Source organism: Streptomyces sp. NPDC037288 (genome assembly GCF_055603265.1).
The window spans coordinates 67911-93729 of record NZ_JBVJVY010000018.1 but is presented as its reverse complement, the minus strand read 5'-3'; the positions used below and the strand labels follow the sequence as shown (position 1 = coordinate 93729).

Annotated in this window: 19 protein-coding genes and 2 pseudogenes; 10 read left to right on the top strand and 11 right to left on the bottom strand. The window is 72.6% G+C overall.

Annotated features, from left to right (window positions below; genetic code table 11):
- Positions 1–4 precede the first annotated feature (4 nt).
- The gene (locus tag ACZ7GZ_RS21310; protein WP_471026315.1) at positions 5–268 is read left to right on the top strand and encodes a hypothetical protein; all 264 of its coding nucleotides are present in this window, start codon (positions 5–7) and stop codon (positions 266–268) included.
- 48 nt (positions 269–316) lie between these two features.
- Here the strand turns inward: ACZ7GZ_RS21310 and ACZ7GZ_RS21305 are convergent.
- The 4 genes and pseudogenes from ACZ7GZ_RS21305 to ACZ7GZ_RS21290 form a co-directional block, all read right to left on the bottom strand.
- A pseudogene (locus ACZ7GZ_RS21305) lies at positions 317–583 on the bottom strand (GNAT family N-acetyltransferase); the annotation flags it as partial.
- Positions 584–668: 85 nt separating this feature from the next.
- A complete protein-coding gene (locus tag ACZ7GZ_RS21300) occupies positions 669–1466 on the bottom strand; it encodes an SAM-dependent methyltransferase (RefSeq protein WP_471026313.1) in 798 nt (265 codons plus the stop codon).
- A 66-nt stretch (positions 1467–1532) separates the two neighbouring features.
- Positions 1533–2183, bottom strand: coding sequence for a GNAT family N-acetyltransferase (locus tag ACZ7GZ_RS21295; RefSeq protein WP_471026311.1), 651 nt, complete (start codon positions 2181–2183; stop codon positions 1533–1535).
- Between the two features lie 662 nt (positions 2184–2845).
- On the bottom strand, positions 2846–3943 hold the full coding sequence (locus tag ACZ7GZ_RS21290; protein WP_471026309.1) for an ATP-binding protein: 1098 nt from the start codon (positions 3941–3943) through the stop codon (positions 2846–2848).
- Between the two features lie 388 nt (positions 3944–4331).
- On the opposite strand from ACZ7GZ_RS21290, the gene ACZ7GZ_RS21285 reads away from it, so the two are divergent.
- From ACZ7GZ_RS21285 to ACZ7GZ_RS21275, 3 genes are all read left to right on the top strand, one after another.
- Positions 4332–5207 (top strand): helix-turn-helix domain-containing protein, encoded by an 876-nt coding sequence (locus ACZ7GZ_RS21285; protein WP_471026307.1) that lies wholly within the window; start codon positions 4332–4334, stop codon positions 5205–5207.
- A gap of 59 nt (positions 5208–5266) precedes the next feature.
- Positions 5267–6082 (top strand): SAM-dependent methyltransferase, encoded by an 816-nt coding sequence (locus ACZ7GZ_RS21280; protein ID WP_471026304.1) that lies wholly within the window; start codon positions 5267–5269, stop codon positions 6080–6082.
- Positions 6083–6518: 436 nt separating this feature from the next.
- Complete coding sequence (locus ACZ7GZ_RS21275; RefSeq protein ID WP_471026303.1) at positions 6519–7019, top strand: hypothetical protein; 501 nt, start codon at positions 6519–6521, stop codon at positions 7017–7019.
- A 96-nt stretch (positions 7020–7115) separates the two neighbouring features.
- Here ACZ7GZ_RS21275 and ACZ7GZ_RS21270 read toward each other — a convergent pair whose 3' ends face one another.
- On the bottom strand, positions 7116–8267 hold the full coding sequence (locus ACZ7GZ_RS21270) for a PP2C family protein-serine/threonine phosphatase (RefSeq protein WP_471026300.1): 1152 nt from the start codon (positions 8265–8267) through the stop codon (positions 7116–7118).
- Between the two features lie 278 nt (positions 8268–8545).
- Here ACZ7GZ_RS21270 and ACZ7GZ_RS21265 point away from each other — a divergent pair, with 278 nt between their 5' ends.
- Genes ACZ7GZ_RS21265 through ACZ7GZ_RS21255 form a run of 3 tightly spaced genes read left to right on the top strand, consistent with a single transcriptional unit; the run spans position 8546 to position 10235 of the window.
- Positions 8546–9232, top strand: coding sequence for a nucleotidyltransferase family protein (locus ACZ7GZ_RS21265; RefSeq protein WP_471026298.1), 687 nt, complete (start codon positions 8546–8548; stop codon positions 9230–9232).
- Positions 9229–9498 (top strand): BON domain-containing protein, encoded by a 270-nt coding sequence (locus tag ACZ7GZ_RS21260; protein WP_471026296.1) that lies wholly within the window; start codon positions 9229–9231, stop codon positions 9496–9498. Before ACZ7GZ_RS21265 ends, ACZ7GZ_RS21260 begins: the two co-directional genes overlap by 4 nt.
- Positions 9495–10235, top strand: coding sequence for a metallophosphoesterase family protein (locus tag ACZ7GZ_RS21255; RefSeq protein WP_471026293.1), 741 nt, complete (start codon positions 9495–9497; stop codon positions 10233–10235). Before ACZ7GZ_RS21260 ends, ACZ7GZ_RS21255 begins: the two co-directional genes overlap by 4 nt.
- Positions 10236–10260: 25 nt before the next feature.
- Here ACZ7GZ_RS21255 and ACZ7GZ_RS21250 read toward each other — a convergent pair whose 3' ends face one another.
- Together ACZ7GZ_RS21250 and ACZ7GZ_RS21245 are read right to left on the bottom strand one after the other, a co-directional pair.
- Complete coding sequence (locus tag ACZ7GZ_RS21250; RefSeq protein ID WP_471026413.1) at positions 10261–11565, bottom strand: MFS transporter; 1305 nt, start codon at positions 11563–11565, stop codon at positions 10261–10263.
- A gap of 514 nt (positions 11566–12079) precedes the next feature.
- Positions 12080–13069, bottom strand: coding sequence for an aldo/keto reductase (locus ACZ7GZ_RS21245; RefSeq protein ID WP_471026290.1), 990 nt, complete (start codon positions 13067–13069; stop codon positions 12080–12082).
- A 759-nt stretch (positions 13070–13828) separates the two neighbouring features.
- Here ACZ7GZ_RS21245 and ACZ7GZ_RS21240 point away from each other — a divergent pair.
- Together ACZ7GZ_RS21240 and ACZ7GZ_RS21235 are read left to right on the top strand one after the other, a co-directional pair.
- The gene (locus tag ACZ7GZ_RS21240) at positions 13829–14992 is read left to right on the top strand and encodes a hypothetical protein (protein ID WP_471026288.1); all 1164 of its coding nucleotides are present in this window, start codon (positions 13829–13831) and stop codon (positions 14990–14992) included.
- A 164-nt stretch (positions 14993–15156) separates the two neighbouring features.
- A complete protein-coding gene (locus ACZ7GZ_RS21235) occupies positions 15157–18531 on the top strand; it encodes a pyruvate carboxylase (RefSeq protein ID WP_471026286.1) in 3375 nt (1124 codons plus the stop codon).
- Between the two features lie 190 nt (positions 18532–18721).
- Here the strand turns inward: ACZ7GZ_RS21235 and ACZ7GZ_RS21230 are convergent, their stop codons facing one another.
- From ACZ7GZ_RS21230 to ACZ7GZ_RS21215, 4 genes and pseudogenes are all read right to left on the bottom strand, one after another.
- A complete protein-coding gene (locus ACZ7GZ_RS21230; protein WP_471026283.1) occupies positions 18722–19174 on the bottom strand; it encodes a hypothetical protein in 453 nt (150 codons plus the stop codon).
- A gap of 104 nt (positions 19175–19278) precedes the next feature.
- Positions 19279–20055 (bottom strand): polysaccharide lyase family 7 protein, encoded by a 777-nt coding sequence (locus tag ACZ7GZ_RS21225; protein WP_471026282.1) that lies wholly within the window; start codon positions 20053–20055, stop codon positions 19279–19281.
- Between the two features lie 114 nt (positions 20056–20169).
- A complete protein-coding gene (locus ACZ7GZ_RS21220) occupies positions 20170–21375 on the bottom strand; it encodes a chitinase (RefSeq protein WP_471026280.1) in 1206 nt (401 codons plus the stop codon).
- A gap of 135 nt (positions 21376–21510) precedes the next feature.
- Positions 21511–23679, bottom strand: a pseudogene (locus tag ACZ7GZ_RS21215) (glycoside hydrolase family 31 protein); the annotation flags it as partial.
- 943 nt (positions 23680–24622) lie between these two features.
- Between ACZ7GZ_RS21215 and ACZ7GZ_RS21210 the strand changes: the two are divergent.
- Complete coding sequence (locus ACZ7GZ_RS21210; protein WP_471026277.1) at positions 24623–25747, top strand: GNAT family N-acetyltransferase; 1125 nt, start codon at positions 24623–24625, stop codon at positions 25745–25747.
- Positions 25748–25819: the final 72 nt, after the last annotated feature.

Sequence of the window (25819 nt, the reverse complement as noted above, 5' to 3'; positions counted from 1 at the left end):
CGTCATGGTGACCGAGTCCCCCCGAGCGACCACGGCCTCGGCCCGCGAACTCCTCGCCCATGCCGCCATGTTGCGTGCCGACGCCGCCCTCATGGCCGGCTGCGCCCGGAAACTGCTGGCCACCGCGGCGACGCTGAGCGGCTGCCCCGCGACACCCGAGGGGAGCCGCCCCGCCCTGGAGCGGCAGGCCGCCGCCTGCACCAAGGCAGCGGAGCACCTACGCGTCGCGGCCGAGGCGTTGGACACCCACGCGCGAGCCGGGGACTGAGCCCGCAACCTCCTGGCGGTGATCCCGGCACCGCCCGCCCCGTTCCCCTCAGCGGACCCGTTCGGCCGCCGCACGGGTGAGGTGGCGGCGCGGTGCGGAGGCGTCACGGGCCCGGCCCGCACCGCTGCCGTGGCTCTCGGCGAGCGGTCGTACGAAGAGGCTGACGGTGGCCTCCTCCGTGAAACCGTTGCGGCGCATCAGCTCGGCGGAGGCGGTGTTGCGCCGCTCCACGTCCGTGACCACGCAGACCGCTCCGGCCGCCGCGAGCCGCGCACAGCACTCCTTCACCAGCCGGGACGCCACCCCGCGCCCCTGACGGGCGGGCCGGCATTTCGCAGCATATGTCCCCTCCGGTGGTCCGGCACGGCTGACCGTGCCGGACCTCCCCGGACCCGCCGTATCAGGGTTTGCGGGCCACCCCGACGTACACCGGCTGGTCCTCGAGGACCCGCATCCCCGGCTCCGGGTGCCAGCGCGGGGCCGGCACGACCCCCGGCTCGTGCAGCTCCAGGCCGTCGAAGAACCGGGTCACCTCGGCGAGCGTGCGCGCCTGGACCGGGGTGCCGCCGGCGCGGTAGACCGCCTCGATCCGCTCCCGGACCTCCGGGTCGAACTCGCCGCTGCCGTGGGACAGCACCAGGTGGCTGCCGGACGGCAGGGCGTCCAGCAGCGCGCGAACGACGCCGTGCGGGTCCTGGTCGTCGGTGACGAACGGCAGCAGCGCGATCAGCGACAGGCCGACGGGCCGGGTGAGGTCCAGGTGCTCGCGGGCGTACTCCACGATCCGTTCCGGCTCCCGGACGTCGGCGTGCACGTAGGCGGTACGGCCCTCGGGTGTCCCGTGGAGGAGGGCTTCGGCGTGCCGCAGCACGATCGGGTCGTTGTCCGCGTAGACCACGCGGGCGCTCGGGGTGACGGCCTGGACGATCTGGTGCAGATTCGGCTCGGTGGGGATCCCGGTGCCCACGTCCAGGAACTGGTCGACGCCTCGGCGGGCGACGAAGCGGGCGGCCCGGTGCATGAACTCGCGGTTGGCCCAGGCCGTGTCCTTCACACCGGGGAAGAGCTCCAGCACGCGCTGCGCGGCTTCGGCGTCGACGGGGTAGTGGTCCTTGCCGTCCAGGTACCAGTCGTACATCCGGGCGGAGTGCGGCTTCCCGGTGTCGATGCGCTCCGGGCTGAATCCGGTGTCTGTCACGTGGGCTCTCCGTGAAAGGTGGGGGGTGGATGGCTCGCTGCGCCGGACGGGCGGGCGAGCGGGTGGTCAGCGGCAGCGGGAGGCCGCCGTGCTGTCGTGCCGGTGCCAGACGGTGTCGACCACACGGCCGTCGGGCAGGGTGTGGCGGGGCGGTCCCTCGTCCGCCACGAAGCCGGCGCGGGCCAGGGCCCGTCGGCTCGCGGTGTTCCCGGGCTCCGCGCCCGCCCGGACCGTGGTCAGTCCGGCATGGGTGTGGGCGAGCGCCGCACCGGCGCGGAACAGCTCCGCGCCCAGGCCCTGGCCACGGCAGGCCGGCGCCAGCCAGCCGCCCATCTCGCCCGTGCGGTGCTCGAGTTCGAGGGCGCCCGCATAGGCGAGGTCGGATCTGCGCACACACACCAGGAGCAGCGGATCGTCCGGGCCGGGGACGTACGGCTGCGCCAGCTTCCGGGGCAGCCGGCGGCCGTCGTCACCGGCCGGCCGCCAGGCGAGGAGGGCCCTGCGGGTGCCGGAATCCGGGAGGACCTGGTCCGCCTGGGTGCCGAGCCACCGCTGCGCCTCGGCGTCCGCGCTGGCGGCGAGCGCCGCCGCCACGTCGAGCCGGGTCCGGGGCGTGAACAGCAACAGCCGTTCGGTGACCAGGGCGTGCCGGCCGCATCCGGGCTCGCACCGCCCGGGCGCGGGCAGCCCGGATGAGGCCCGCCTCCGGCGGATCACCGACCAGACCATGCACACCCCCGACGGAACGCTCCGCGTGGCGGACCCGGCGCCCGCACGAACCCCGAGCCCCGACGGATGCGGACGCCCCGCACCGGCGGCGAATTTACCGGGCTTCGGGGATGGGTGGGGTATGGGCGGGGTGGTTTCGGTCTCGGGCGGGGTGGCGCGGGGTGGCGTGCGGGTGGTTCGGGGTGGTGGTCGCTCGGGGTGCGGGGACGGTGGTTGCCGGTCGGTTGGCGTGCGGGGGAGTCCGGGGTGCGCGGGCGGCGGGCGGTGTTCCGGGCGGGAGTGGCGTCCGGTGCGGGGTCGGTGAGGGCGGGCCGGTACCGGAAGGGGGAGGCCGGCCGGTCAGAGTGGGCCGGTCCGGGACGCCCCCGGATCCGTACCGCCCTCCTGCCCCGCCCTCTTTCCGGGAGCGCGGCAGTCCGCGCCCATGGCCCCCTCCCACGTGTCGAGGTGGCCGGATCCGGGTGGGGCGCCCTGACGCGTGGGGCGTTCGGTTCAGTCGGCGTGTTCCTGGGAGCTGGGCTTGGGGTGGGTGCGGGTCCAGGAGGGGTCGGCGGACGGCGTGGGGACGGGTGCGGTGTGGCGCATCGGAATCCTTCGGACGAGTGGGACGGTCCGGGGCGGGCGGTGGGGCCGGATCGGCGGGGGTGGGTTCAGTCGTGGGCGGACGGCAGCTCAGCCCAGACGACTCGGGCGGGCCGGCCGGGCAGCGGCGTCACGCCCCGGTCGAGGCTCAGCGCGTCGACCAGGAACAGCCCGCGCCCGTGCTGGTCATCGGGTCCGGGGCGGCGCGTCACCGGGAGCGCGGGGCCGCCTTCCCGGTCCTCGACCTCGATCCGTATCCGGTCCGCCGCGCCGTGCAGCCGGCAGGCGATCCGCTGACCTGCCGTGTGCACCAGGGCGTTCGTGACCAGCTCCGAGATCACCAGGACCGCGTCGTCCCGGAGGTCTTCCGGCACGCCCCAGGCGGTCAGCAGGTCCCGCACGACACGGCGGGCCGTGCCGACGGCCGCCGGCTGGGCCGGGAGGTCGAAGGCCGCCGCGGAGCGGGACAGCGGGGCCCTGGAGGCGAGCCGGTCGGGACCGAGGGGTCCAGGGAGTCGACCGAGGCGCTCACCTCCGGGCGGTCTGCGGACACCGGCCGGGCCCGGCGGCCGATGCGGAAGATCCACGGCGTCCGCCGCGGGGAGCGGGTGGTCCCCGGTGTCCGGGGCCGCTCGCGGGGCGGCAACCGCCGCGTCCGTCCACCCTTCGGCGGTCTCCGGAACATGGTGCGGCCGGTACGCGCGGTCCGGAACGGCATCCGGCCGCCCGGCGTTGTCCGGCACTCGGCGTGCCGCGTCGACGGTTTCGGGAGCGTGGTGCGCCTGGTTGGCGGTGTCCGGAAGGGGGTGTGTCCGGTCGGCTGTGTCCGCGACGAGGTGTGCTTCGTCGGTGGTGTGCGGCCGGTCGCTGCCGTCGGGAGGGTGAGGCGCCTGACCGGGCGTGTCCGGAACGGGTTCGGGCCGGTCGGTCGTGTCCGGGGCTCGGTGTGCCGCGTCGACGGTTTCCGGAGCCTGGTGTGGGCGGTCGGTGTGCGCCGCGTCGGGTGTGGCCGGGAGCCGGTGTGCCCCGTCGGCGATCGTCCGGGCCCGGTGCGTCTGCTCCGCGTCGGCAGGATCGCGGTGCGGGCGCGTCGTGGAGTCCGGGGGCGGGATGCGGGCCGGGTCGCCCGTGGGCCGGTGCTGGTGGCGTACCGCGGGCAGGTGCAACGGGCTGGGTGACAGGGGCGCTCTCCGGTCCCCGGGTGGTCGGTGGAGCGGTGGGGGGAGGGAGGGCGGAGCCATCGCCGTGCGCCTTTCGTCCGGCCTCGCGTGGGGGTGTCGGATCCGTGGCCGGCCGCTCGCGCAGCAGACGACACACCGCCTCCCACGAGGCCGTGGTGCGGCCCGGTCTCCCCAACCCGGCCGCGCCGCCCGCTCCTTGGTCAGCCGGAGCAGTGCGTCCACTGTGGCACCTGCCAACAACGCTCCGCAACCGGCAAGTTGAAATTTGCAAGTAGCCAAGTGCATGCTGCTTCGGCCAGAACGTGATCGAATGGGCTGGCGGAAGCGATCGTGTGCGACGGTGTCACTGTGACCCGGTGAGGGGGTGTGGGGCGTGACCGCGGAGACCGACTGGGGCGGCGCCCCCTCCGTCCTGCGCATGATCCTGGGCCGGCAACTGGAGGAGCTGCGCACCCGGGCGGGTCTCGGCTACGCCGAGGCGGGCGCCGCCATCGGGGTCAGCCACTCCACGATCCGCCGCATGGAGGCCGCCAAGGTGGCCCGGCTGCGGCTCGCCGACGCCGAGAAACTGCTCCAGGTCTACGGCGTCACCGACCAGGACGAGATCGACACCTTCCTGCAGTCCGTGCGCGAGGCGAACAAGCGCGGCTGGTGGCACACCTACCGCGATGTGATGCCCGACTGGTTCGCCGCCTATCTCAGCCTGGAACAGGCCGCGTTGCAGATCCGGGCGTACGAGAACCAGTTCGTGCACGGCCTGCTGCAGACCGAGGACTACGCCCGTGCCCTGCTCGCCGCGGACCATCCGCACGCCTCCGCCGAGGCCACCGAACGCCGGGTCGCCCTGCGCATGCGCCGCCAGGAGCTGCTGGCCCGCGAGGCGCCGCCGCGGGTATGGGTGGTGATGGACGAGACCGTGCTGCGCTGGCCGGTCGGCGGACCGCGGGTGATGCGCGCGCAGGTCGACCACCTCCTCGAGGTCAACCGGCTGCCTCATGTCACCCTGCAGCTCATGCCGTTCGCCCACGGCCCGCACCCGGCGCTGCGGGCGGGGGCCTATCACCTCTTCCGGTTCCGGGCCCGCGAACTGCCCGACATCGTCTACCTCAACGGCCTCGTCGGGGCCGTCTACCTCGACAAGGCCGACGACGTCGTGGTGTACCGGGAGGCGCTGGACCGGCTCGGCGCCCAGGCCGCGCCCGCCAAGAAGACCGAGTCCCTGCTCGGCGCCATCCGCAAGGAGCTGTGACACACCCACCTGCGCGTACGCAAGCCCCCACCCCCCTCGACCGAATGGGAGACACGGCGTTGCCCGACAACGGATGGCCGGCCGACCGGATCGACACCGAGAACGCCCACTCCGCCCGCATCTACGACTACATCCTCGGCGGCAAGGACTACTACCCCGCCGACAAGGAGGCGGGCGACGCCATGGCCCGGGAGTGGCCCGCGCTCCCGGTCCACATGCGCGCCAACCGCGACTGGATGAACCGCGCCGTGCGCCGGCTCGCCGAGGAGGAAGGCATGCGCCAGTTCCTGGACATCGGCACCGGCATTCCGACCTCGCCCAACCTGCACGAGATCGCCCAGGCCGTGGCCCCCGAGTCCCGGGTCGTCTACGTCGACAACGACCCGATCGTCCTCACCCTCTCCCAAGGTCTCCTCGCCAGCGCCCCCGAGGGCCGTACCTCGTACATCGAGGCCGACTTCCGCGACCCGGCGGCCATTCTGAACGCCCCCGAACTGCGCGAGACGCTGGACCTGGACAAGCCGGTCGCGCTCACGGTCATCGCCATCGTCCACTTCATGCTCGACGAGGACGACGCGGTCGGTGTCGTACGCCGGCTGCTGGAGCCGCTGCCGTCCGGCAGCTGGCTGGCGATGTCCATCGGCACCGCCGACTTCGCCCCCGAGGAGGTGGGCCGGGTCGCCCGTGAGTACGCCGCCCGCAACATGCCGATGCGGCTGCGCACCCTCGACGAGGCCCACGGGTTCTTCGAGGGACTGGAACTGGCCGAGCCGGGCATCGTCCAGGTGCACAAGTGGCACCCCGACGGCACGGGCGAGAAGGACATCCGCGACGAGGACATCGCGATGTACGGCGCGGTCGCCCGCAAGCCGTGACCGACCAGGGGCCGGGGTCCGCACCCACCTCCCGGACCCCGGCCCCGCCTCCTTGCGTACGGCGGGCCGGGCGGCTCCCCCGGCCGGCGGCGTGAGCCCGCGTCACGCCACCCGCTTCTCCCGGCACGTGCAGGCGCCGGGCGTCCCCGACGACACCCCCCCCGCGAGGACAACGAACAGGGCACCCGGACGGCGCTCGACAACCTGGCCCGGCTCGTCGACGGAGCGCGCAACTCCCGGCCGCGCGAGGCGGAATGACCGAAAGGGCACCGAAACCCGACCGGAATTCGGCACAACCTTCCGGCTGCCTCATGTTCTGTGACGGGAGTGGGAAAAAAGCCCGGAGGAGCGGAACCGGCGCGAGAGAAATGCGGTCTTAAGGTCCGTCGACGGCCGGGATCAGCCCGGACGTAACGAAACCGGGGGAATGAGACACATGTCCGTTCGCAGTCGTAAGACCCTCCTCACCGCCGTGGCCCTCACCGGCGGCCTCACCCTGGCCGCCGTGGCGCCCGCCCTCGCGGGCACCGGCGCGAGCCACACCACCCGCGCCGCCGCCGTGTCCTCTGCCCAGGGCGACCCGCGCAACGTCACCCAGCACGTGGCCGACTTCTACGGCGCCTACATCGACGCCGTCTGGTCCACCGACGACAAGTCCGCGGGCGACGCCGCCAAGGCACTGCGGGCCTTCTACCTCTCCGCCGCCGCGCAGAAGAAGGTGGCGGCCTTCGAGAAGAGGGAGCACGCCGACGGCATCCTCTTCGCGCAGAACGTACCGGTGAAGTGGAAGGTGACCTACACGGGCTCCGGCGCCGGCCACGCCACCAGCCGGGTCACGCTCACCTGGAGCGACGGGCCGCACGCCGAGGTCAGCAAGATCGACGTGCAGTCCGACCTGAAGACCCTGAAGATCACCGACCTCAGGTCGGTCCGCTGACCGGGGGCGTGCGGTCCCGCCCCGCCCCACTCGGGGCGGGACGCACGCCTGCCGTGACGGTCGAGGTTTCCTGTGGGTCCCGCATGCCGGTCGCGCTCAGCCGTGCCGGAAGGCGTCCGTGCCGGAGGCCCGGCCGTGGTGGCGGCGCCGGTCCACGGGCGTGCGGTGCAGCGCGATGAGCGCGGCGTCGTCGTCCAGCCGGCCCCCGGCATGGGTGAGCAGGTCGCGCCGCACATGGTGCATCAGCGCCTCGGGACTGTCGTCGGTCCACTGCAGGGCCCGCTCGGTGAGCGGATAGAACCGGCCGCGGGCGTCCCTGGCCTCCATCACGCCGTCGGTGTAGAGGAGCAGGGTGTCGCCGGGCTCGAAGGAGAACACGTCCAGCGTGTGCTCGCTGCCGCTGTGCACCCCGAGCGGCGGTGACGGGTGCAGGCTCGGGACGGTGACGGCGTGACCGGGGCTCAGCAGCAGCGGCGGCGGATGGCCGCAGCTGGTCATCCGGGTGACCGGATCCCGGTCCGGGATCTCCACCAGCAGCGCGGTGGCGAAGCGCTCGCCCGCCTCCTCCGGCGACTCCAGGTCCGCGGCGTGCCGCGCGATGCTCTGCTCCAGGACGGTCGCCAGCTCCGCCAGCGGGATGTGCCGGTGCGCGCTCTCCCGGAACGCCCCGAGCAGCAGGGCGGCCTCACCGATCGCGGCCAGGCCCTTGCCGCGGACGTCGCCGATCAGGACGCGCACCGCGTCGTCGCACCGGGTCGCCGCGTACAGGTCGCCACCGATCTGGGCCTCGTCCTCGGCGGCCAGATACAGCGAGGCGATCCGCAGCGGCCCGATCTGCTCGGGCAGCGGCCACATCAGCACGTGCTGCGCGGCCTCGGCGACCGTGCGGACCTGGGCCAGCTGGGCCTGCCGGCGCTCGCGCAGCGCGCTGTAGAGCACCAGCAGCGCCGAGAGCACGGCGAGGGTGATGATCTGCACGACGTGGTTCGTGGTGCCGAGCCCGCCGTGGGTGACCCCGATGACGATCTGGGCGGCCAGTGCGAGCGCCCCGATGGCCGCGGTGGTCCGCGGACCGGCGATGGAGGGCGTCAGCGCCGGGGCGATCACCAGGGCCGGGCCCAGGTGGACGCTGTAGGGGGTCTGCAGGTCCACCACCGTGATCACCACGATGAGCGCGACCGGGAGCAACAGCAGCGGGTGCGCCGACTGCCACACCTGCCGCGAAGCCGCCCTGAGCCGGGGTTTCACTCCTACAGCGTCCTCCCGGGCCGGACCCGACGCACGTCACACGGGGAAGGGATCCGGTCCCTGCGCTTCCACCGCGGCCCCGCCCGCTCACGCCGGGACGGCGCCCCCGGGGCCTGTTCCCGGTCCCGGGCGACCTCGGCCGACCGCCGTGCCCGCGGACCGAGCTGCCGCCAACCGCCGGGCGGTGCGCCGTGTCGGTGCGGTCGCGCCGGGTACCCGTACCACCCCGGGGCCGGACCGGCCGCCCCTGGGGCGCCGGGTGCCGTGAAGGAGAGGTCATGACACACAACGGGGAGGACACCGCGCCCCTCCGGCGACCGGAGGTCACCGGACTGCGCCTCGCCCAGGAGGGCCCGGACCGGCCTGCCGCATCCGCACCGGGACAGCCGGACCTGCCGCACGACCGCAGCCAGGCGATCCTGGAGGCCGCCAAGGAGATCGGCGCCCTCCTCAAACGCGCCGGCCACCCCTTCGCGCTCGCCGGGAGCGTGGCCGTCTACGCCCACGGCGGCAGCCGCTACCTCCAGCACGACGCCGACTTCTGCGTCCTGCCCGACGACGCCGAGACGGTCGCCGCCACCCTGCGCGAGGCCGGCCTCGCCGTCCACACCCCGCCCGAGGACTGGCTGCTGAAGACCACCTGCCGCGGGCAGAACGTCGACATCATCTTCGCCCTCGCGCACCAGCCCGTCACCAAGGACCTCCTCGAGCGCGCGCACGTCCTGCCGGTCGACTCGGTGCTGATGCCCGTCCTGTCCCCGACCGACCTGATCCACAGCCTGCTGAGCGCCTTCTCCGAGCACTACTGCGACTTCGGGGCCGTACTGCCGGTCGCCCGGGCCGTGCGCGAGAAGGTCGACTGGGACGAGGTCCGGGCGGCCTGCGGCGAGCAGCCCATGCCGGCCGCCTTCCTCTTCCTCCTCGAACGGCTGCACGTGATCGACCCCCAGGAGGGGCAGCCATGACCGACACGAGCCCGCCGGCGGCCGGCAGCCTGGACTACCGCATCGCCCACCTCGCCGAGCACCTGGCCGCCGGGCCCCTCGGGGAACTCGGCGTACGACTGGAGATGCGCGGTGACGCCGTCCTGCTCACCGGCACCGTGCCGTCGGCCCAGTGCCGGGACGAGATCTGCCACATGGCCCGGGAGGAACTGGCGGGGCATCCCGTCCACTGCGACGTCCTCGTCGCCGGGACCTCCTCGCCCGACCACGGAGAGGACCTGACATGATCCGCGTCGCGGCCGTCGGGGACATCCACATGGGCCCGGAGAGCCAGGGCACGCTGCGCCCCTCCTTCGAGAGCCTGCCCGAGTGCGCCGACGTCCTGCTGCTCGCCGGCGACCTCACCCGGCACGGCACCCCGGAGGAGGCCGCGGTCGTCGCACGGGAGATCAAGGACCTCGGGGTTCCGGTCGTCGCCGTGCTGGGCAACCACGACCACCACGACGAGCGGCCCGAGGAGGTCACCACGATCCTCCGGGACGCCGGCGCCCACGTCCTGGAGGGGCAGGCCACCGTCGTCGGCGGCGCGGGCGGAACCCGGATCGGGGTCGCCGGGACGAAGGGCTTCGGCGGCGGGTTCGTCGGGCGCTGTGCCGGGGAGTTCGGCGAACCGCTCATGAAGGAGTTCGTCCGCTACAGCCGCCGGTGCGCCGACGGTCTGCACTCCGCCCTGAAGGACCTGGCCGACTGTGACGTGCGGATCGCCCTGACCCACTTCTCGCCCGTGCCGGACACCCTCGCCGGCGAGCCGCCGGAGATCTACCCCTTCCTCGGCAGTTATCTGCTCGCGGAGGCGATCGACACCGCCGGCGCCGACCTCGCCGTGCACGGCCACGCACACGCGGGCAGCGAACACGGCATGACCAGCGGCGGCGTCCGGGTGCGGAACGTGGCTCAGCCCGTCATCGGACAGGCCTTCCACGTGTACCACCTGCCGGGCCGGGAGGAGCACACGCAGGAGTGAGCCGCCCAGCCCCGGGGGCCCGGCCTCAGGCGGCCGTGCCCAGGGCCGCGCGGCCGGTCATGTCGCCGTCCTTCGCGGTCACGGTCACCGGCATCGGCCCGCCGGGCCGCCGGACCAGCAGACCCGCGCCGATCGACCCGGCGATCAGCAGGCCGCCGGCGACCAGCGCGCCGCGCGCACCGGCCCACTCCATGAGCAGGCCCAGCAGGGGCGGCCCGCCGAGGCCCCACACCGTGCCGACGCTGCTCCACACCCCGAGCACCCGGCCGCGCAGATGGGCGGGAGGATCGGTCTGCAGGACGGCCGTACCCGCGGTGTCGGAGACGGACTCCACCACGGCCATGGGCAGCACCAGCACCATCAGCACGGCCAGTGACGGCGACAGGCCGGCGACGACCTGGAGGAGGGCGCCGGCGGCCGCCAGCAGACCCACGGTCCGCACCGAGGGCTTACGCAGCCGGGCGCCGAGGACGGCACCGATGATGCCGCCGACCGCCAGCACCGTGGAGACGGTGCCGAAGGAACCGGCGCCGCCCGCGAGCGGTCCGGTGACGAGGACGGCGAGCGTGAGGCCGTAATTGCGGCCGAAGACGGAGCTGATCCCGGTGATCCCGGCGAGGGCCATCAGCCGGGGCCGGCGCACGAAGAACCTCAGCCCCTCGCGCACGCTCATCGCCGCGGGCGCCGGAACGGCCCGCGCCTCGCCCGCCGGCTCGGCCACGGCCCCGTGCACCGGCCGCAGGAAGGGCACCACCGACGCCACGAACAGGAAGGACAGCCCGTTGGCCGCGTACGCGGAGGCCGTGCCGAGGAAACCGACGGTCACACCCGCGAGCGCGGTACCGGCCAGCCGGCCCGCGCTGTGCACGAGAGCGCCCACACCGATCGCCGACGGCACGTCCTCCCTCGGCACGAGATCGTTTCCGAGCAGCGCGCAGGCCGGGCCGTCGACGGTGGCGATGACGCCGGTCACGGCGGCCAGCACCAGCAGCACCGGCATGTCGATCCGGTCCAGCGCCACCAGCAGCGCCGTGGTGAACGCCACCGCGCCGAGCAGCGCCTGGCTCACCGCGACCGTCAGCTTCCGGGGCCAGCGGTCCACGGCCGCGCCGCCCAGCAGGCTCACGAACAGCGCCGGGGCCGCCTGTACGGAGATCGACAGGCCGGTCGCCGCGGCGGAACCGGTGATCTGCAGCACGAGCAGGTTCTGCACGGTGAGCTGCATCCAGGTGCCGGCGTTCGAGACGAAGTTCGCGGCCGACCACCAGCGCATGCCGCGATGCCGCAAGGAACGCCAGGGCGAGCGTGAGGCGGGAGCGGAGCTGGGCACGGACGTGGTCAGGGCAGAGGCAGAGGACACGGCGGGGTACTCGACAACCGGGAGTGGGACAGGGACCGGCGGAACCCGTCGGGCCGGCTGCGCTGCGCGGCCGGGCCATCCCGGTCAGGGCGCCGACCATGCTGGCAGACGGGAGGGGCCAGTGGTCGCCACGGCTCTCGCCGGAGTGGCGCCACGAGCCCCAAAGTCCCGAATGCACAAGCCTGTTGGGGCGCGCGTGTGCTTCCTCACAGGCCCCGGTGTGGCGCACTGCGCGGCCGGCTGAGGAAAGTCGCCGTGCGCTGCCGAAACAGGCCCGCATCCGTGACGCGCACCACGGCCGCACAACGGCGAACCCCGGTCACGCTCCGGTACGTTCGCTCACCGCCTCCCGCGCGGTACCTGGCCGGGGCCGACGCGGAACGCCGCCGTCTGGCCCACAGGCCGCCCGGTCTCCCGCCCTCCGGCCCCGGAGAACAGCGGACCCGCAGCCGCCGGACGGCAGTTCCCGGCGCCCCCTCGCCGTTCAGCGATCGACGGTCCGCATTCCTGCCTCGTCGTACCGCTCGCCCGCCGCCTGGGGCAGCTCCGCGTCGATGCGGGTCAGGTCCTCCCTCGTCAGCTCGACGCCGGCCGCGGCAGCGTTCTGCTCCAGGTAGCTGCGCCGCTTGGTGCCCGGGATCGGGACCAGGTCCTCGCCCTGGGCCAGCACCCAGGCGATGGCCAGCTGGGCCGGGGTCACGTCCTTCTCGGCGGCGATCTCCTTCACCTTCGCCGCCAGCCGCAGGTTCGCCTCCAGGTTGGCGTCCGTGAAGCGCGGGTTGGCGCGGCGGAAGTCGTTCTCGTCCAGCTCGTCCGGCGAGGTGAAGCGGCCCGCGAGGAAGCCCCGGCCGAGCGGGGAGTACGGCACGAAGCCGATGCCCAGCTCCCGGCACGCGGGCAGCACCTCGGCCTCCACGTCCCGCGTCCACAGCGAGTACTCGCTCTGCACCGCGGTGACCGGGTGCACGGCGTGCGCCCGCCGGATGGTCTCCGCGCCCGCCTCGCTCAGGCCGATGTACCGCACCTTGCCCTCGGCGACCAGCTCGCCGAGAGCGCCGACGGTCTCCTCGATGGGCACGTTCGGGTCGACCCGGTGCTGGTAGTACAGGTCGATGTGGTCGGTGCCCAGCCGCTGCAGCGAGCCGTGGACCGACTCGCGCACGTGCCCGGCGGAGCCGTCCTGCCGGCCGATCGTGGTCATGTCGCCGGGTACGGCGTCGTCCATGCGGTAGTTGAACTTGGTCGCGATCACGTACTCGTCGCGATGTCCCCGTATCGCCTCGCCGACCAGCGACTCATTGGTCAGCGGGCCGTACACCTGGGCCGTGTCGAGGAAGGTCACGCCCAGTTCCAGGGCGCGCCGGATGGTCGCGATGCCCTCCTCCCGGTCGGCGGAGCCGTAGAAGGCGGACATCCCCATGCATCCGAGGCCGATGGCCGATACCTGGAGGTCCCGCAGACTGCGCTTCTGCATGCGATGTCCCAGCCTTTCCTGCACACTCGATCGTCGTTCCGTACGGCACGGGCCTTGGTCCGCCCTGGTTCCATCTAGCGACGGATCGCGGCACCCGGCATCCCGTGGGAGAGGCCGGGTGCCGGCACCCGCGTGCCGGACGTCCGCGACGCTACGAGTTGGAGCGCTCTCCAAGTCAAGGCGCGCTCCCGGCCGGGCCCCAGCCGGACCGGCAGCTCCCGGGGCAGGCGTGCGGCCCGTGCCCGAAGGAGGTGCGCCGGTTCCTCGTCTCCGCGTGCGGCCGAACTCCCCGGCGCTCGGACCGTGCGCCCCCCGGTCACGGCCGATCCCGCCGTACGCCGTGCGCACCGGGACGGTCTTCGCGGCAGGACGGGCATGTGGCGCGGGAACGTTCGGGTGGTGCACCGTGAAGAGGGCGACTCGGGCGGTGCGGGCCCGCGTGCCCCGCCGAGTTGTACAGGAGCCTTGTTCCGGAGGACGGGTCCGCGGCAGTGGAGGTTGCCTCCCGGCCCCGGAATCACGGCCCCGCGGACCTGTGGGTCTTCCCACACCGGCGCGTCCCGGTAAGGGATCTTGACGCCCGTCTCCCGGCTCGCTGAACTGTCACCGATCAGGCCTCAGAGATCCCTTTATCTATACGATGGCGCCCGAAACGGTTGAATGTCGGTAAAACGCCCCGCACGGTCTGACCGCCGGAAGCGGGGTGAAGGGGGCGATGGACATGACGGGCGAGCCGAAGGCGACGGGCTGCCGTGCCTCATGACCGCTGAAGGACACCTGGACCGGTGCCGCTCCCTGTTCGCACGGCTCGTCCGGTGCACCGGACGGACACTGCGGGCCGAGTGGCACGCCATCGTCGTCGACCCGGTGCACCGCCTCACGCGGCGCGGACTGTCCGCACTCCTGCTCGGCTTCGTCGCCGCGTTCGGGGTGGTCTTCTGCCACGACATCGCCCAGCACCCGCTCGGCCGGCTGTGGGTCCGGCGGCTCGGGGGTGTCACCGGTGATCTCCCGCTGTGGCTGTCGCTGCTGCGCACGCCCGTGTCGCTGTACGTCCCCGCGCTCGACCTGCCCGTCTGGGCGGGCATCACCTCACTGTTCCTCGCCTTCGCACTCGCCGAACTGATCCTGGGCCGGGCCCGGACCCTGGTGATCGCCTACGTCACCACCCTGGCCGGCACGCTCACCGCCCGGGTGATGATCGCTCTGGGCCCCGGCTGGTGGGGCTTCGGCCTGCCGCACGCGGCCGGGCGGGTGCTCGACACCGGGCCCTCCGCGGCGGTCGTCGGTCTGTTCACCTATCTCTCGGTGATCCGGCGTGCGCCCGTGGTGTTCCTCCTGACCGGCGGCTCGATGGTCTGGGAGTCCCTCGCCGTGCCCAACCTGGCCGGGCGCGAGCACCTGGTCGCGGTGGGCTCGGCGATCGTCCTCGGCCTCCTGCACGGCCGCCGCACCCGCCTGCGGGCGTACGTACGGCGCCTGCCGCCCCCGCGCCACCGCCCACCCGCGCCCGCAGGGATCCGGGACGGCCGCCCCGTGTCCCCCCAGCCCCGGCCCGGCGCCCCCGCCCCCGCCGGGCCGCGGATGATCCCCGCCCCCGCCCCCGCCGGGCCGCGGATGATCCCTGCCCCCGCGCCCGCCGGGCCGCGGATGATCCCTGCCCCCACGTCCGCCGGGCCGCGGATGATCCCTGCCCCCACGTCCGCCGGGCCGCGGATGATCCCTGCCCCCACGTCCGCCGGGCCCGTGATCCCCGCCCCCGCGTCCGCCGGGCCCGTGATCCCCGCCCCCGCGTCCGCCGGGCCCGTGATCCCCGTCCCCGCGTCCGCCGGGCCCGTGATCCCCGTCCCCGCGTCCGCCGGGCCCGTGCCCGCTGCGGCGTCCGCCGACCGTCCGCACGACGCGGCGATGACATCCCTGTAATGCTGATGTCAGAGCGCGCGAGTGTGGCGCCGCCCACCCCGTCGGTGTGATGGTTTTCGCACGTCGACACGCTCGGCCACCCCCTAGGGTGTGCCGCGAGGTACGGCAGGGCGTGGCTGACACCATGGTGTTCGTCGCCGGCAGGCAGCTGAAGGGAATCCAGGATGTTCCGCAAGGTGCTGGTCGCCAACCGTGGCGAGATCGCGATCCGCGCGTTCCGGGCGGGCTACGAACTCGGCGCGCGCACCGTCGCCGTGTTCCCGCACGAGGACCGCAACTCGCTGCACCGGCTGAAGGCCGACGAGGCGTACGAGATCGGGGAGCCGGGACATCCGGTGCGGGCCTACCTCTCCGTGGAGGAGATCGTGGGCGCCGCCCGCCGGGCCGGGGCCGACGCCGTCTACCCGGGCTACGGCTTCCTGTCCGAGAACCCCGAGCTGGCCCGCGCCTGCGAGGAGGCGGGCATCACCTTCGTCGGCCCGAGCGCGGCCACGCTGGAGCTGACCGGCAACAAGGCCCGCGCGGTCGCCGCCGCCCGGGCGGCAGGCGTGCCCGTGCTCGGCTCGTCCCAGCCCTCCACCGACGTCGACGAACTGGTGCGGGCCGCCGAGGAGATCGGCTTCCCGGTGTTCGTCAAGGCGGTCGCGGGCGGCGGCGGGCGCGGGATGCGCCGCGTGGCGGACCCCGCGCAGCTGCGCGAGTCCATCGAGGCCGCCTCCCGTGAGGCCGCCTCCGCGTTCGGCGACCCCACCGTCTTCCTGGAGAAGGCCGTCGTGGACCCGCGCCACATCGAGGTGCAGATCCTCGCCGACGGCGAGGGCGACGTCATCCACCTCTTCGAGCGCGACTGCTCCCTCCAGCGCCGCCACCAGAAGGTCATCGAGCTGGCCCCCGCCCCCAACCTCGACCCCAGGCTGCGGGACCGTATCTGCGGCGACGCCGTCCGCTTCGCCCGCGAGATCGGCTACCGCAACGCGGGCACCGTCGAGTTCCTCCTCGACCCCGACGGCAACCACGTCTTCATCGAGATGAACCCGCGCATCCAGGTCGAGCACACCGTGACCGAGGAAGTCACGGACGTGGACCTGGTCCAGGCCCAGCTGCGGATCGCCGCCGGCGAGACCCTCGCCGACCTCGGCCTCGCCCAGGACACCGTCACCCTGCGCGGCGCCGCCCTGCAGTGCCGTATCACCACCGAGGACCCCGCCAACGGCTTCCGTCCGGACACCGGCCGGATCAGCGCCTACCGCTCCCCGGGCGGCTCCGGCATCCGCCTGGACGGCGGCACCACCCACGCCGGTACGGAGATCAGCGCGCACTTCGACTCGATGCTGGTCAAACTCACCTGCCGGGGAAGGGACTTCAAGGCGGCCGTCGGACGCGCCCGGCGTGCCGTGGCCGAGTTCCGTATCCGCGGTGTGGCCACCAACATCCCGTTCCTCCAGGCCGTCCTGGACGATCCCGACTTCCAGGCGGGCCGGGTCACCACCTCCTTCATCGAGCAGCGCCCGCACCTGCTCACCGCCCGCTCCTCCGCGGACCGCGGCACCAAGCTGCTCACCTACCTCGCCGACGTGACCGTCAACAAGCCGCACGGCGAACGGCCCGACCTGCTCGACCCCGTCTCCAAGCTGCCCTCGCTGCCGGCCGGCGAGCCCCCCGCCGGCTCCCGCCAGCTGCTGGTCGACCTCGGCCCCGAGGGCTTCGCCCGCCACCTGCGCGAGTCGCCGGTCATCGGGGTCACCGACACCACCTTCCGCGACGCCCACCAGTCCCTGCTCGCCACCCGCGTGCGCACCAAGGACCTCCTCGCCGTCGCCCCGGTCGTCGCCCGCACCCTGCCGCAGCTGCTGTCCCTGGAGTGCTGGGGCGGCGCCACCTACGACGTCGCGCTGCGCTTCCTCGCCGAGGACCCCTGGGAGCGGCTGGCCGCCCTGCGCGAGGCCGTGCCCAACATCTGCCTGCAGATGCTGCTGCGGGGCCGCAACACCGTCGGCTACACCCCGTACCCGACCGAGGTGACCGACGCCTTCGTGCAGGAGGCCGCCGCCACCGGCATCGACATCTTCCGCGTCTTCGACGCCCTCAACGACGTCGGCCAGATGCGCCCCGCCATCGACGCCGTACGCGAGACCGGGACCGCGATCGCCGAGGTCGCCCTCTGCTACACCGGCGACCTGAACGACCCGGCCGAGCGGCTCTACACCCTCGACTACTACCTGCGCCTGGCCGAGCAGATCGTCGAGGCGGGTGCGCACGTCCTCGCGGTCAAGGACATGGCCGGCCTGCTGCGCGCCCCGGCCGCCGCCAAGCTCGTCTCGGCCCTGCGCCGCGAGTTCGACCTGCCCGTGCATCTGCACACGCACGACACGGCCGGAGGCCAGCTCGCCACCTACCTCGCCGCGATCCAGGCGGGCGCCGACGCGGTGGACGGCGCGGTGGCCTCGATGGCCGGTACGACCTCGCAGCCGTCGCTGTCCGCGCTGGTCGCCGCCACCGACCATTCCGAGCGGCCCACCGGCCTCGACCTGGGGGCCGTAGGCGACCTGGAGCCGTACTGGGAGAGCGTCCGGAAGATCTACGCCCCGTTCGAGGCGGGTCTCGCCTCCCCGACCGGCCGCGTCTACCACCACGAGATCCCCGGCGGCCAGCTGTCCAACCTGCGCACCCAGGCCGTCGCCCTCGGCCTCGGCGACCGCTTCGAGGACATCGAGGCGATGTACGCCGCCGCCGACCGGATCCTCGGTCGCCTGGTCAAGGTCACCCCGTCCTCCAAGGTGGTCGGCGACCTCGCCCTGCACCTGGTCGGCGCCGGAGTCTCCCCGGAGAACTTCGAGGAGACACCCGACAGGTTCGACATCCCGGACTCGGTCATCGGCTTCCTGCGGGGCGAGCTGGGCACCCCGCCCGGCGGCTGGCCCGAGCCGTTCCGCACCAAGGCGCTGCAGGGCCGGGCCGCGCCCAAGCCCGCGCCGGAGCTGTCCACCGAGGACCGCGAGGGTCTGGGCAAGGACCGCCGCGCCACCCTCAACCGGCTGCTGTTCCCCGGCCCCACGCGGGAGTTCGAGACGCACCGGCAGGCCTTCGGCGACACCAGCGTCCTGGATAGCAAGGCGTTCTTCTACGGACTGCGCCCGGCCAAGGAGTACGCCGTCGACCTCGAGCCCGGCGTCCGGCTGCTGATCGAGCTGCAGGCGGTCGGCGAGGCCGACGAGCGCGGTATGCGCACCGTGATGTCCTCCCTCAACGGCCAGCTGCGCCCGATCCAGGTCCGCGACCGCGCAGCCGCCTCCGACGTGCCGGTGACCGAGAAGGCGGACCGCACCAACCCCGGCCATGTGGCGGCGCCGTTCGCCGGTGTGGTGACCCTGGCGGTGGCCGAGGGCGACGAGGTCGCGGCCGGCGCCACCGTCGCCACCATCGAGGCGATGAAGATGGAGGCCACCATCACCGCGCCGAAGGCGGGCCGGGTGTCCCGGCTGGCGATCAACCGGATCCAGCAGGTGGAGGGCGGCGACCTGCTGGTCGAGCTGGCCTGAGCCGCGATCGCCCGGCACGCATGACAAGGCCCCGTGGCACCGGAAGGTGCCACGGGGCCGACGTCGAGGGCGAGGAGAGCGAAGGGACTACTTTTGAGCGAGGGTGCCGCGCATTGCGGCATGGGCGCAGAGGTGGACGAACCGCCGCACCGCAATGTGCCGGGCTTCCGCCCGCCCGCCGCCGGAGCGGTCAGTCCCACAGCGGGTAGGTCATGACCTGCTTGAAGGCGTCCGGCCGGGCGTCGGTGTAGGTGAGACTCATCCGCGTGAAGTGCTGCACGGACGGGTGCTTCTTCCAGGACCTGGGCTCGTCCAGGCGGACGGTCACCCGGTAGCCGTGGAAACGACCGGCCGCGCAGTACGGCTTGCAGTCGTTGACGAAGTTGATCCCCGTGGCCGTCGCCGCGGCCGGGCCCCACTGCGTCCAGTGGAGTCCCACGAGGCGGCTGTTGCCGTCGCCGCAGGCCAGGATGAAGTCGGCCGGGCGGACGTTCTGGCGCCAGGTGCAGTCGACGAGCACGGGACGCGGGGTGTCGGCCTTGCCGGCCGCGGCCGGCGGACTCGCCGAAGCGGTGGTCATGGCCGCCGTCAGCAGGGCGCCCGCCGCGAGGGTGACCGCCGTGCCCATCACTGATCCGCGCATGGTCGCTCCCACCCGTCGTGCTGTGTCCGACCGCGTGCACCCGACGCTACGACCGTACGGCCGTTTGCACCAGTCGCGCAGGTCGGGCCATGTGTCGGCCGCGTTCAGCGGTGCGTGACGGTCAGGCCGTAGAACGCGACGCGGGCGCCGTTGGTCGTGCTGTCCGAGGAGGACTGGTTGTAGGAGCCGGCCTTGAAGTACTGCTTGTACCGCTGGAACGACGACGGGATGCCGTAGTGGGTGGTGGTGCCGTTGACGGTCAGGTCGATGGTGTTGCCGCCGGAGACGGCGATGGTGTAGCTCCAGGTCCTGCCGACCGCGACGTGTCCCACGGCGTGCGCGGTCTGCCCGCCGGAGGGCGAGTTCTCGGTGCCGAGGACGATGTCGCCGTTCGCGTGGTAGTACAGCTCCAGCAGCGGCTTGGTGGAGGAGCCGCCGCTGCCGAGGTGGATCTGCCCGACGCACACGTTCCTGGTCACGGACACCACCCGCAGGGTGGCGCTCATCCGGTGCGAGCCGGACAGCGCCCAGTCGGCGGCGCTGCCGTCGCGGTTCATCTCGCGCAGCTCGGAGCGGGCGTAGTTCGAGTTCGGCGTCGTCACCCCCTTCTCGGGCGCCCAGAAGGTCATCGCCCCGTCGCGGGTGTCGGTGTAGAAGTACGCGTCCTGGTAACCGTTCGCGCCTTGGAGCCGGGGCGACGGGATGGTGGTCGGGTGGCCGGGGGAGCCGACGGGCTCCTGCAGTTCCCAGACCGACAGGTCGAAGGTGCCGCCGGGCGCGGCCTGCGGACCGGCGGCACCTGCGCCGGTGCTGCCGAGCAGGGTGAGGGCGAGGGCGAGGCCCGCGGCGGTCGGCACCGCGAGGAGCCGGGCTCGGATCATGTGGGGGGTCCCTTCGTCGGACCAAGGATGCATTCAGTCATGTGAACACTGGATGCATCCTTGGTCGCCGGTGACCCGGGAACCTAAAGGTCTGAACCAGACACGTCAAGAGGTTCAGCAGGAGCCCTCGTCCTGCCACGGCCCCCACTGCGAGGCGCCGGGCACCTCGTTCTGGGTCCACCACTTGGCCTTCCAGTTGTGCTTGTTGTAGGAGACCTCGTTCCCCTGTGTGTACACCCCCGTCGAACTCCACGCGGGCTTGCAGGAGGTCGGCGTCGGCGTGGGGGTCGGTGCCGGGGTGGTGGGCGGGGTGACGCCCGCGAACTTCACCGAGTACTTCGCGAAGTCCCAGGAGTTCTGGGTGACGCTGGAGCACGTGCCGGACGTACGGCCCCCGTTGTCCGGCGGACTGCACTGCCGGTCGCGGTTCAGGGACCAGAACGTGAAGCGGTCCATGTTGTGGCTCGTCGCGTAGTCGAGCACCGTCTGGAAGTCCGCCTGCGTGAAGTACTCACCGGTGTCGCTTCGGCCGTTCATGCCGGAGAAGCCCTCGTGGGCGTACGCGGTCGCCTGGTCCCAGCCGAAGGTCGACTGCAGGATCGAGTTGAAGTTGGTCAGCGCGCCGGTCTGGCTTGCCGCCCCGTTGAAACCGCCGTCGAAGGGCATGATGGAGAAGTTGTTCGGGGTGAACCCCTGCGACTTGGCCTCCAGCAGCATCTGCTTGCCGAACCAGCCGGTGCCGTCCGCGGTGCCGGCCGTCGTCACGGAGACGTACAGGCCCGGGTTGTTCTGCTGGAGGATCCGGGCCGCGCCGATCTCGTTCTTGATGGCGGCGGCGTTCTCGTACTCCGGCTCCTCCAGGTCGAAGTCGATGGCATGAAGCCCGTACTTGGTGATGACCTGCTGATAGGCCGCCGCCGTGGAGGCCGCGTCGGAGCAGGCCTGGCCCAGCTTCGTGCCGCCGTAGCCGCCGATGGAGACCGATACGTCACCGCCCTTGGCGCGGATCGTGTCGATCGCCGACTGCACGGCCGTGTCCGAGGAGACGGGCGCCGTGCCGCCCCACGTGGGCGAGCAGCCGCCGCCGTTCGGAGCGAGGACGAAGGCCAGCTGGAAGGCCTTGAGACCGGTCGCGTCCATGATGGCGGCCGGGTCCGGCGGGTCGTTGTCCAGTGGCATCAGATAGGGGGCGGCGGCGTACCAGCGGTTGTTCAGCGCGGTGGTCGCGCCCGAGGCGTTGCTCGCGACGAGTGCGGTGGTGCCCGCGGCGGCGAGTGTGACGGCCGCCGCCGCGCTCAGACATGCCCGAAGAGGTCTCACTGTGTGTGCCTCCGGAGAGTGGGGGTGGGGAGGTCCCCAGAGCGGGGAGCCCCACCCTCCGGGAGCTGTTGCGGTCACGTCAATAACTTGGACTAGACCAACCTGGACTTTGGACTAGACCATACGATCTCTTTACCTCCCGCCGACCAGTCGCACCGTGAAGCCCCGGTCCAGCGGCAGGCTGGGCGTGGTGACGGCCGTGATGTGCGTGGCGGGATCGAACGACCAGGCGGAGGCGGGCAGGCGGTGGCCGTCGACGGTCACCTGCGCGGGCGCCGAGCCGCCGTGCACGGTGAACCGGTAGCCACGGGCGTCCGCCTTGCCGGCGTAGTCACCCCTGCTCGCGCCCACCGTGACGGTCGTCCCCTTGCCGTCGGCGCGCACGGACACCCGCTGGGTGGCGGCGGCGCCCTCGGCGAAGTCGCGGGTCACCCCGTCGTCCTCGTACAGGGTGTAGTGACTCGTGCCGTGGGCCGCCGGGTACACGTCCCAGTCCAGCTCGTGCCGGTCCCGGGTCTGCCAACTCGTAGTCCCCTCGGGCCACATGGGGACGACGGCGCCCTCGCGCACGAACAACGGCAGCGTGTCGAGCGGGGCGTGGTAGCCGTTGACCGTGGTCGGACCCTGGTAGGTGCGGCCGGTCCAGTAGTCGGTCCAGGTGCCCTTGGGCAGGTAGATCCCGTCCCGGGTGTCGGAGTCCTGGTAGACCGGGGCGACCAGGAAGTCGCGGCCCGACAGGAACTCGTACTTCGCGTGGTCCCCCAGGGTGTTCGGGTCGTCCGGGTACTCCAGCCACAGCGGGCGCACCGCTCCCACACCCGTCTTCGCGGCCTCGGCGGACAGCGTGTACATGTACGGCAGCAGCCGCTCCTTGAGCTGGAGGTACTTGCGGTTGACGGAGGTGTACGGCTCGCCGTCCCGCCAGGGCTGCTGGTCGGCGGTCTTGCCGGTGGTGAGGTCGGTGGCCCAGCCGTCCATGGTCATGACGGCCGGCAGGAACGCCTTCCACTGCAGGTCCCGGGCGTACATCTTGGCGTCGTGGCGGTAGATGCTGCCCACGTCACCGGTGTTGTAGGCGATGCCGGACAGGGTCGCCCCGGCGTAGGTCGGGATCTGCCAGCGGATGTAGTCCCAGGACAGCTTCTGGTCGCCGCTCCACAGCACCCCGCAGCGCTGGGCGCCCGCCCAGGACACCGGCAGCCACACGAAACCGCGCGCGTCGCTGTTGTCCTCGATCCCCTTCTTGGCGGCGTCGCACGCGTCCAGGGCGAACTTGTAGCCGTTGCCGACCCAGGCCACGTCCAGCTTGGCCACCCGCTGACCCGCCTTCACCTGGTCGGCGAGCTTGTCGATGCCGTCCTGGGTCCACAGGCCGAGCTGGGCGTGGTGGTCCTGCAGCCCCTTGGCGGTCTGCTCCAGGTTCTCGTACCCGCAGCCGTAGCCGTCGTTGACCAGCATCCAGCCGAGCGGCATCTGGTTCTGCGTGTACCCGTCAGCGATCTTCAAGGCGTCCAGGGTGTGCCGCTCGCCCCGGTTGGCGTTGTGCAGGTAGCAGTCCGAGTCGCCGGGTTCGAGACCGTACACCGGAGGCATGAACGGCTTGCCGGTCAACGCCGTGTACCGGCCGATCACTTGCTTCGCGTCACCGAGGAAGTAGTAGGCGTCCAGGCGCCGTTCCTGCTGTCCGGTGGTCACGGGCTGCCCGAAGGTGTACACGCCCGGGGTGAAGGTGTTGCGGAAGACGCCGTAGCCCGCGCTGGAGAGATAGAACGGCTGGGAGTTGTTGTAGCCGCCCTCGTTCCAGTCGAAGCTGTTGGAGACGTACATGGTCTGCCCGCGGTGCGAGAAGCTGCCGTTCTGCTCGCCACCGCCGAAGAACTGCTCGTCCGCGCCGCGCACGAGGCTCTGCCGCATGCCGCCGGTCGACCAGCGCAGCGGTTTGTCCTCCTGCCAGATGCGGGTGCGGTTGTCGGGCTTGTACAGCCCGAAGCGCAGTGGGCTCTTGTACACGCGCAGGACGGCCCGCGGGGAGCGGATGCCGTAGTAGTCGCCCGCGTCGAAGGACGAGGTGCGCCGCTCCGGGGCGGGCTGCCGGCGCACGATGGCGGTACCCGCGGGATCGCTCAGCGAGCCGGACGGGTCGGCCTGCAGCCGCAGTTGGCCGTCTGCCAGGAAGTCGGCGCGGGCCGTCAGCTTCCCGGCCCCGATGGTGTAGCTGCCGTCACCGCCCGCGAAGGACGTGAGGTCACCGGCGTCGGTGGTGGCGGGCAGGTACGCGGTGCCCGTGAAGGAGTTGTCGTGCACGTCGTACGGCACGACCACCACGTGGTACGTCCCCGACGCCCGCGGGATCACCGTGGCCTCCGGGTCGGCGGTGCCCGCGCTGGACGCCACCTGCTTGCCGTGGCCGTCGTACACGTACAGGTCGAAGTCGTCCGAGGGCTTCTCCCACTTGACCGACAGTGGGACGCCGCCCTCGGGGTTGTCGTCCCAGTAGCCGTCCGGCACCGAGACCGTCAGGTCGAAACGGTCGCAGACCTTGTTGTCCGGGTCGGCCGCGGCATCCGGGCAGCTCTCGGTGCCGCCGCCGGTGCCCTTGGCGTACAGCGGGCTCTGCCAGCTGACGCTGCCGTGAGCGGGGTCGAGTACGGCCCCGGTCCCGGTGGCGGCGGCCTGGGCGGGCGCCGGGGCGGCGAGCGCGGTTCCCGCCAGGGCGGCCGCCAGCCCCAGCGGTATCCAGGCCGGCCACGGCACACGGTGGCGCAGTCTTCGCGGTCTTTGCACGGCGGAACAGCTCCCCTCGCAGCACTGCGGACTGTCTGTTCTTGCTCTCATGCTCGGAAGAGCTCGAAACGCGCTTCAATCGAGCAACTTCAAGCAGGAAGCCTCGGGGTTGGCGCAGGTTCATGTCAAGAGTGGGAGGGGAAGGTGGCCGGGTCCCGGTTCGTCGGGGAGCCCTTTACAAAGGGTTGTCCTCGATGTCCGCGTATCCGTGGCGGACCGTCCGTCGCCTGAGGCACCCTTGACAGTGTGCGTGCTGTTTCGCGACGTTTGAGCAGTTGCGCACGGAGGGGATTCGGCGCACATCGGTACCAATGGCAGGGCGCGCCCGGCGCGTCGTGGGGGGAGCGGTCGCCCATGCGATCCATGAGCCATGATTCACACGCCTCACCGACCGGTGCCGCCTCGGGCACACCGCTCGCCGAGCCCGCGAAAGGGCGACCTGCGGAAGGGCGGTCGAACTGAGGTGGAGATAACCATCCACAGACCCGGTGAGCTGACGCCCGAGCTGCGCGGGGCCTGGCACCGCGCGATGGACGAGTCACCCGAGTACGCCAACCCCTTCCTCGCGCCGGAGTTCACGATCGGCGTCGGCCGCTACCGCGGCGGCGCGCGGGTCGCCGTCCTGCGCGAGGGCGGGGAACCGGCCGGGTTCTTCGCGTACGAGCGGGGGCCGCTCGGCACCGGACGGGCCGTCGGGCTCGGACTGTCCGACTGCCAGGCGCTCGTGCACCGGCCCGGGGTCACCTGGGACGCGGGGGAACTGCTGCGGGCCTGCCGGCTCAGCATCTTCGAGTTCGACCATCTGGTCCAGGAGCAGCGGCCGTTCGCCCCGCACGTCACCGGAACCTTCGCCTCGCCGGTGATCGATGTGAAGCCCGGCGACGGCGACTACCCGGAGTGGCTGCGCGGCACCTATCCGGGCCTGGCCAAGACGACGCTGAAGAAGGAGCGGCGGCTCGGCCGGGACATCGGTGACGTGCGGTTCGTCTTCGACGAGCGTGACCCGGAGGCGCTGCGCACGCTCATGCGCTGGAAGTCGGCGCAGTACCGCAGGACCGGCCGCATGGACCGGTTCTCCCGGCCGTGGATCGTCGGTCTGGTCGACCATCTCTTCCGGGTCCGCGAGGAGCACTTCACCGGGGTGCTGTCCGTGCTCTACGCGGGCGACCGGCCGGTCGCGGCCCACTTCGGCCCCCGGTCGAGCACAGTGCTGGCGGCGTGGTTCACCGCCTACGACCCCGAACTGCACTATTACTCACCGGGGTTGATGATGCACCTGAGGACCGCCGAGGCCGCCGCCCGGCACGGTGTGACCCTCGTGGACCTCGGGCGCGGCGACAAGGAGTACAAGGACTGGCTGAAGACCCGTGAACTGCGGGTCGCCGAGGGCTTCGCGGCCCGTCCGCACCCGGTGGCGCTGGCCCAGCGGCTGTGGCGCAGGCCGGTACGCGGACTGCGGAACACGGTGCTGGCCCATCCCGGGCTGCGGGATCCGGCCGACCGGCTGCTGAAGGCGGCGGGCAGGCTCCGCACCCAGAGCGCGGCGACGCCCCAGGCCGCCCGGGAGAGCCGGCTTCCGGACCGGTAACTACTGGCAGGTTCTCGTCAAAACTTTCTCAAGCGGCGGACGTTGCCGCGTCCGCGTGGTCGGGTCTCCTGC

Bases quoted from the DNA above. Each gene is read 5' to 3' on its own strand.
- ACZ7GZ_RS21310 (WP_471026315.1), top strand. From the start codon at position 5: ATGGTGACCGAGTCCCCCCGAGCGACCACGGCCTCGGCCCGCGAACTC.
- ACZ7GZ_RS21275 (WP_471026303.1), top strand. From the start codon at position 6,519: ATGTCCGTTCGCAGTCGTAAGACCCTCCTCACCGCCGTGGCCCTCACC.
- ACZ7GZ_RS21265 (WP_471026298.1), top strand. From the start codon at position 8,546: ATGACACACAACGGGGAGGACACCGCGCCCCTCCGGCGACCGGAGGTC.
- ACZ7GZ_RS21260 (WP_471026296.1), top strand. From the start codon at position 9,229: ATGACCGACACGAGCCCGCCGGCGGCCGGCAGCCTGGACTACCGCATC.
- ACZ7GZ_RS21255 (WP_471026293.1), top strand. From the start codon at position 9,495: ATGATCCGCGTCGCGGCCGTCGGGGACATCCACATGGGCCCGGAGAGC.
- ACZ7GZ_RS21245 (WP_471026290.1), bottom strand. From the start codon at position 13,069: ATGCAGAAGCGCAGTCTGCGGGACCTCCAGGTATCGGCCATCGGCCTC.
- ACZ7GZ_RS21240 (WP_471026288.1), top strand. From the start codon at position 13,829: ATGACCGCTGAAGGACACCTGGACCGGTGCCGCTCCCTGTTCGCACGG.
- ACZ7GZ_RS21235 (WP_471026286.1), top strand. From the start codon at position 15,157: ATGTTCCGCAAGGTGCTGGTCGCCAACCGTGGCGAGATCGCGATCCGC.
- ACZ7GZ_RS21230 (WP_471026283.1), bottom strand. From the start codon at position 19,174: ATGCGCGGATCAGTGATGGGCACGGCGGTCACCCTCGCGGCGGGCGCC.
- ACZ7GZ_RS21225 (WP_471026282.1), bottom strand. From the start codon at position 20,055: ATGATCCGAGCCCGGCTCCTCGCGGTGCCGACCGCCGCGGGCCTCGCC.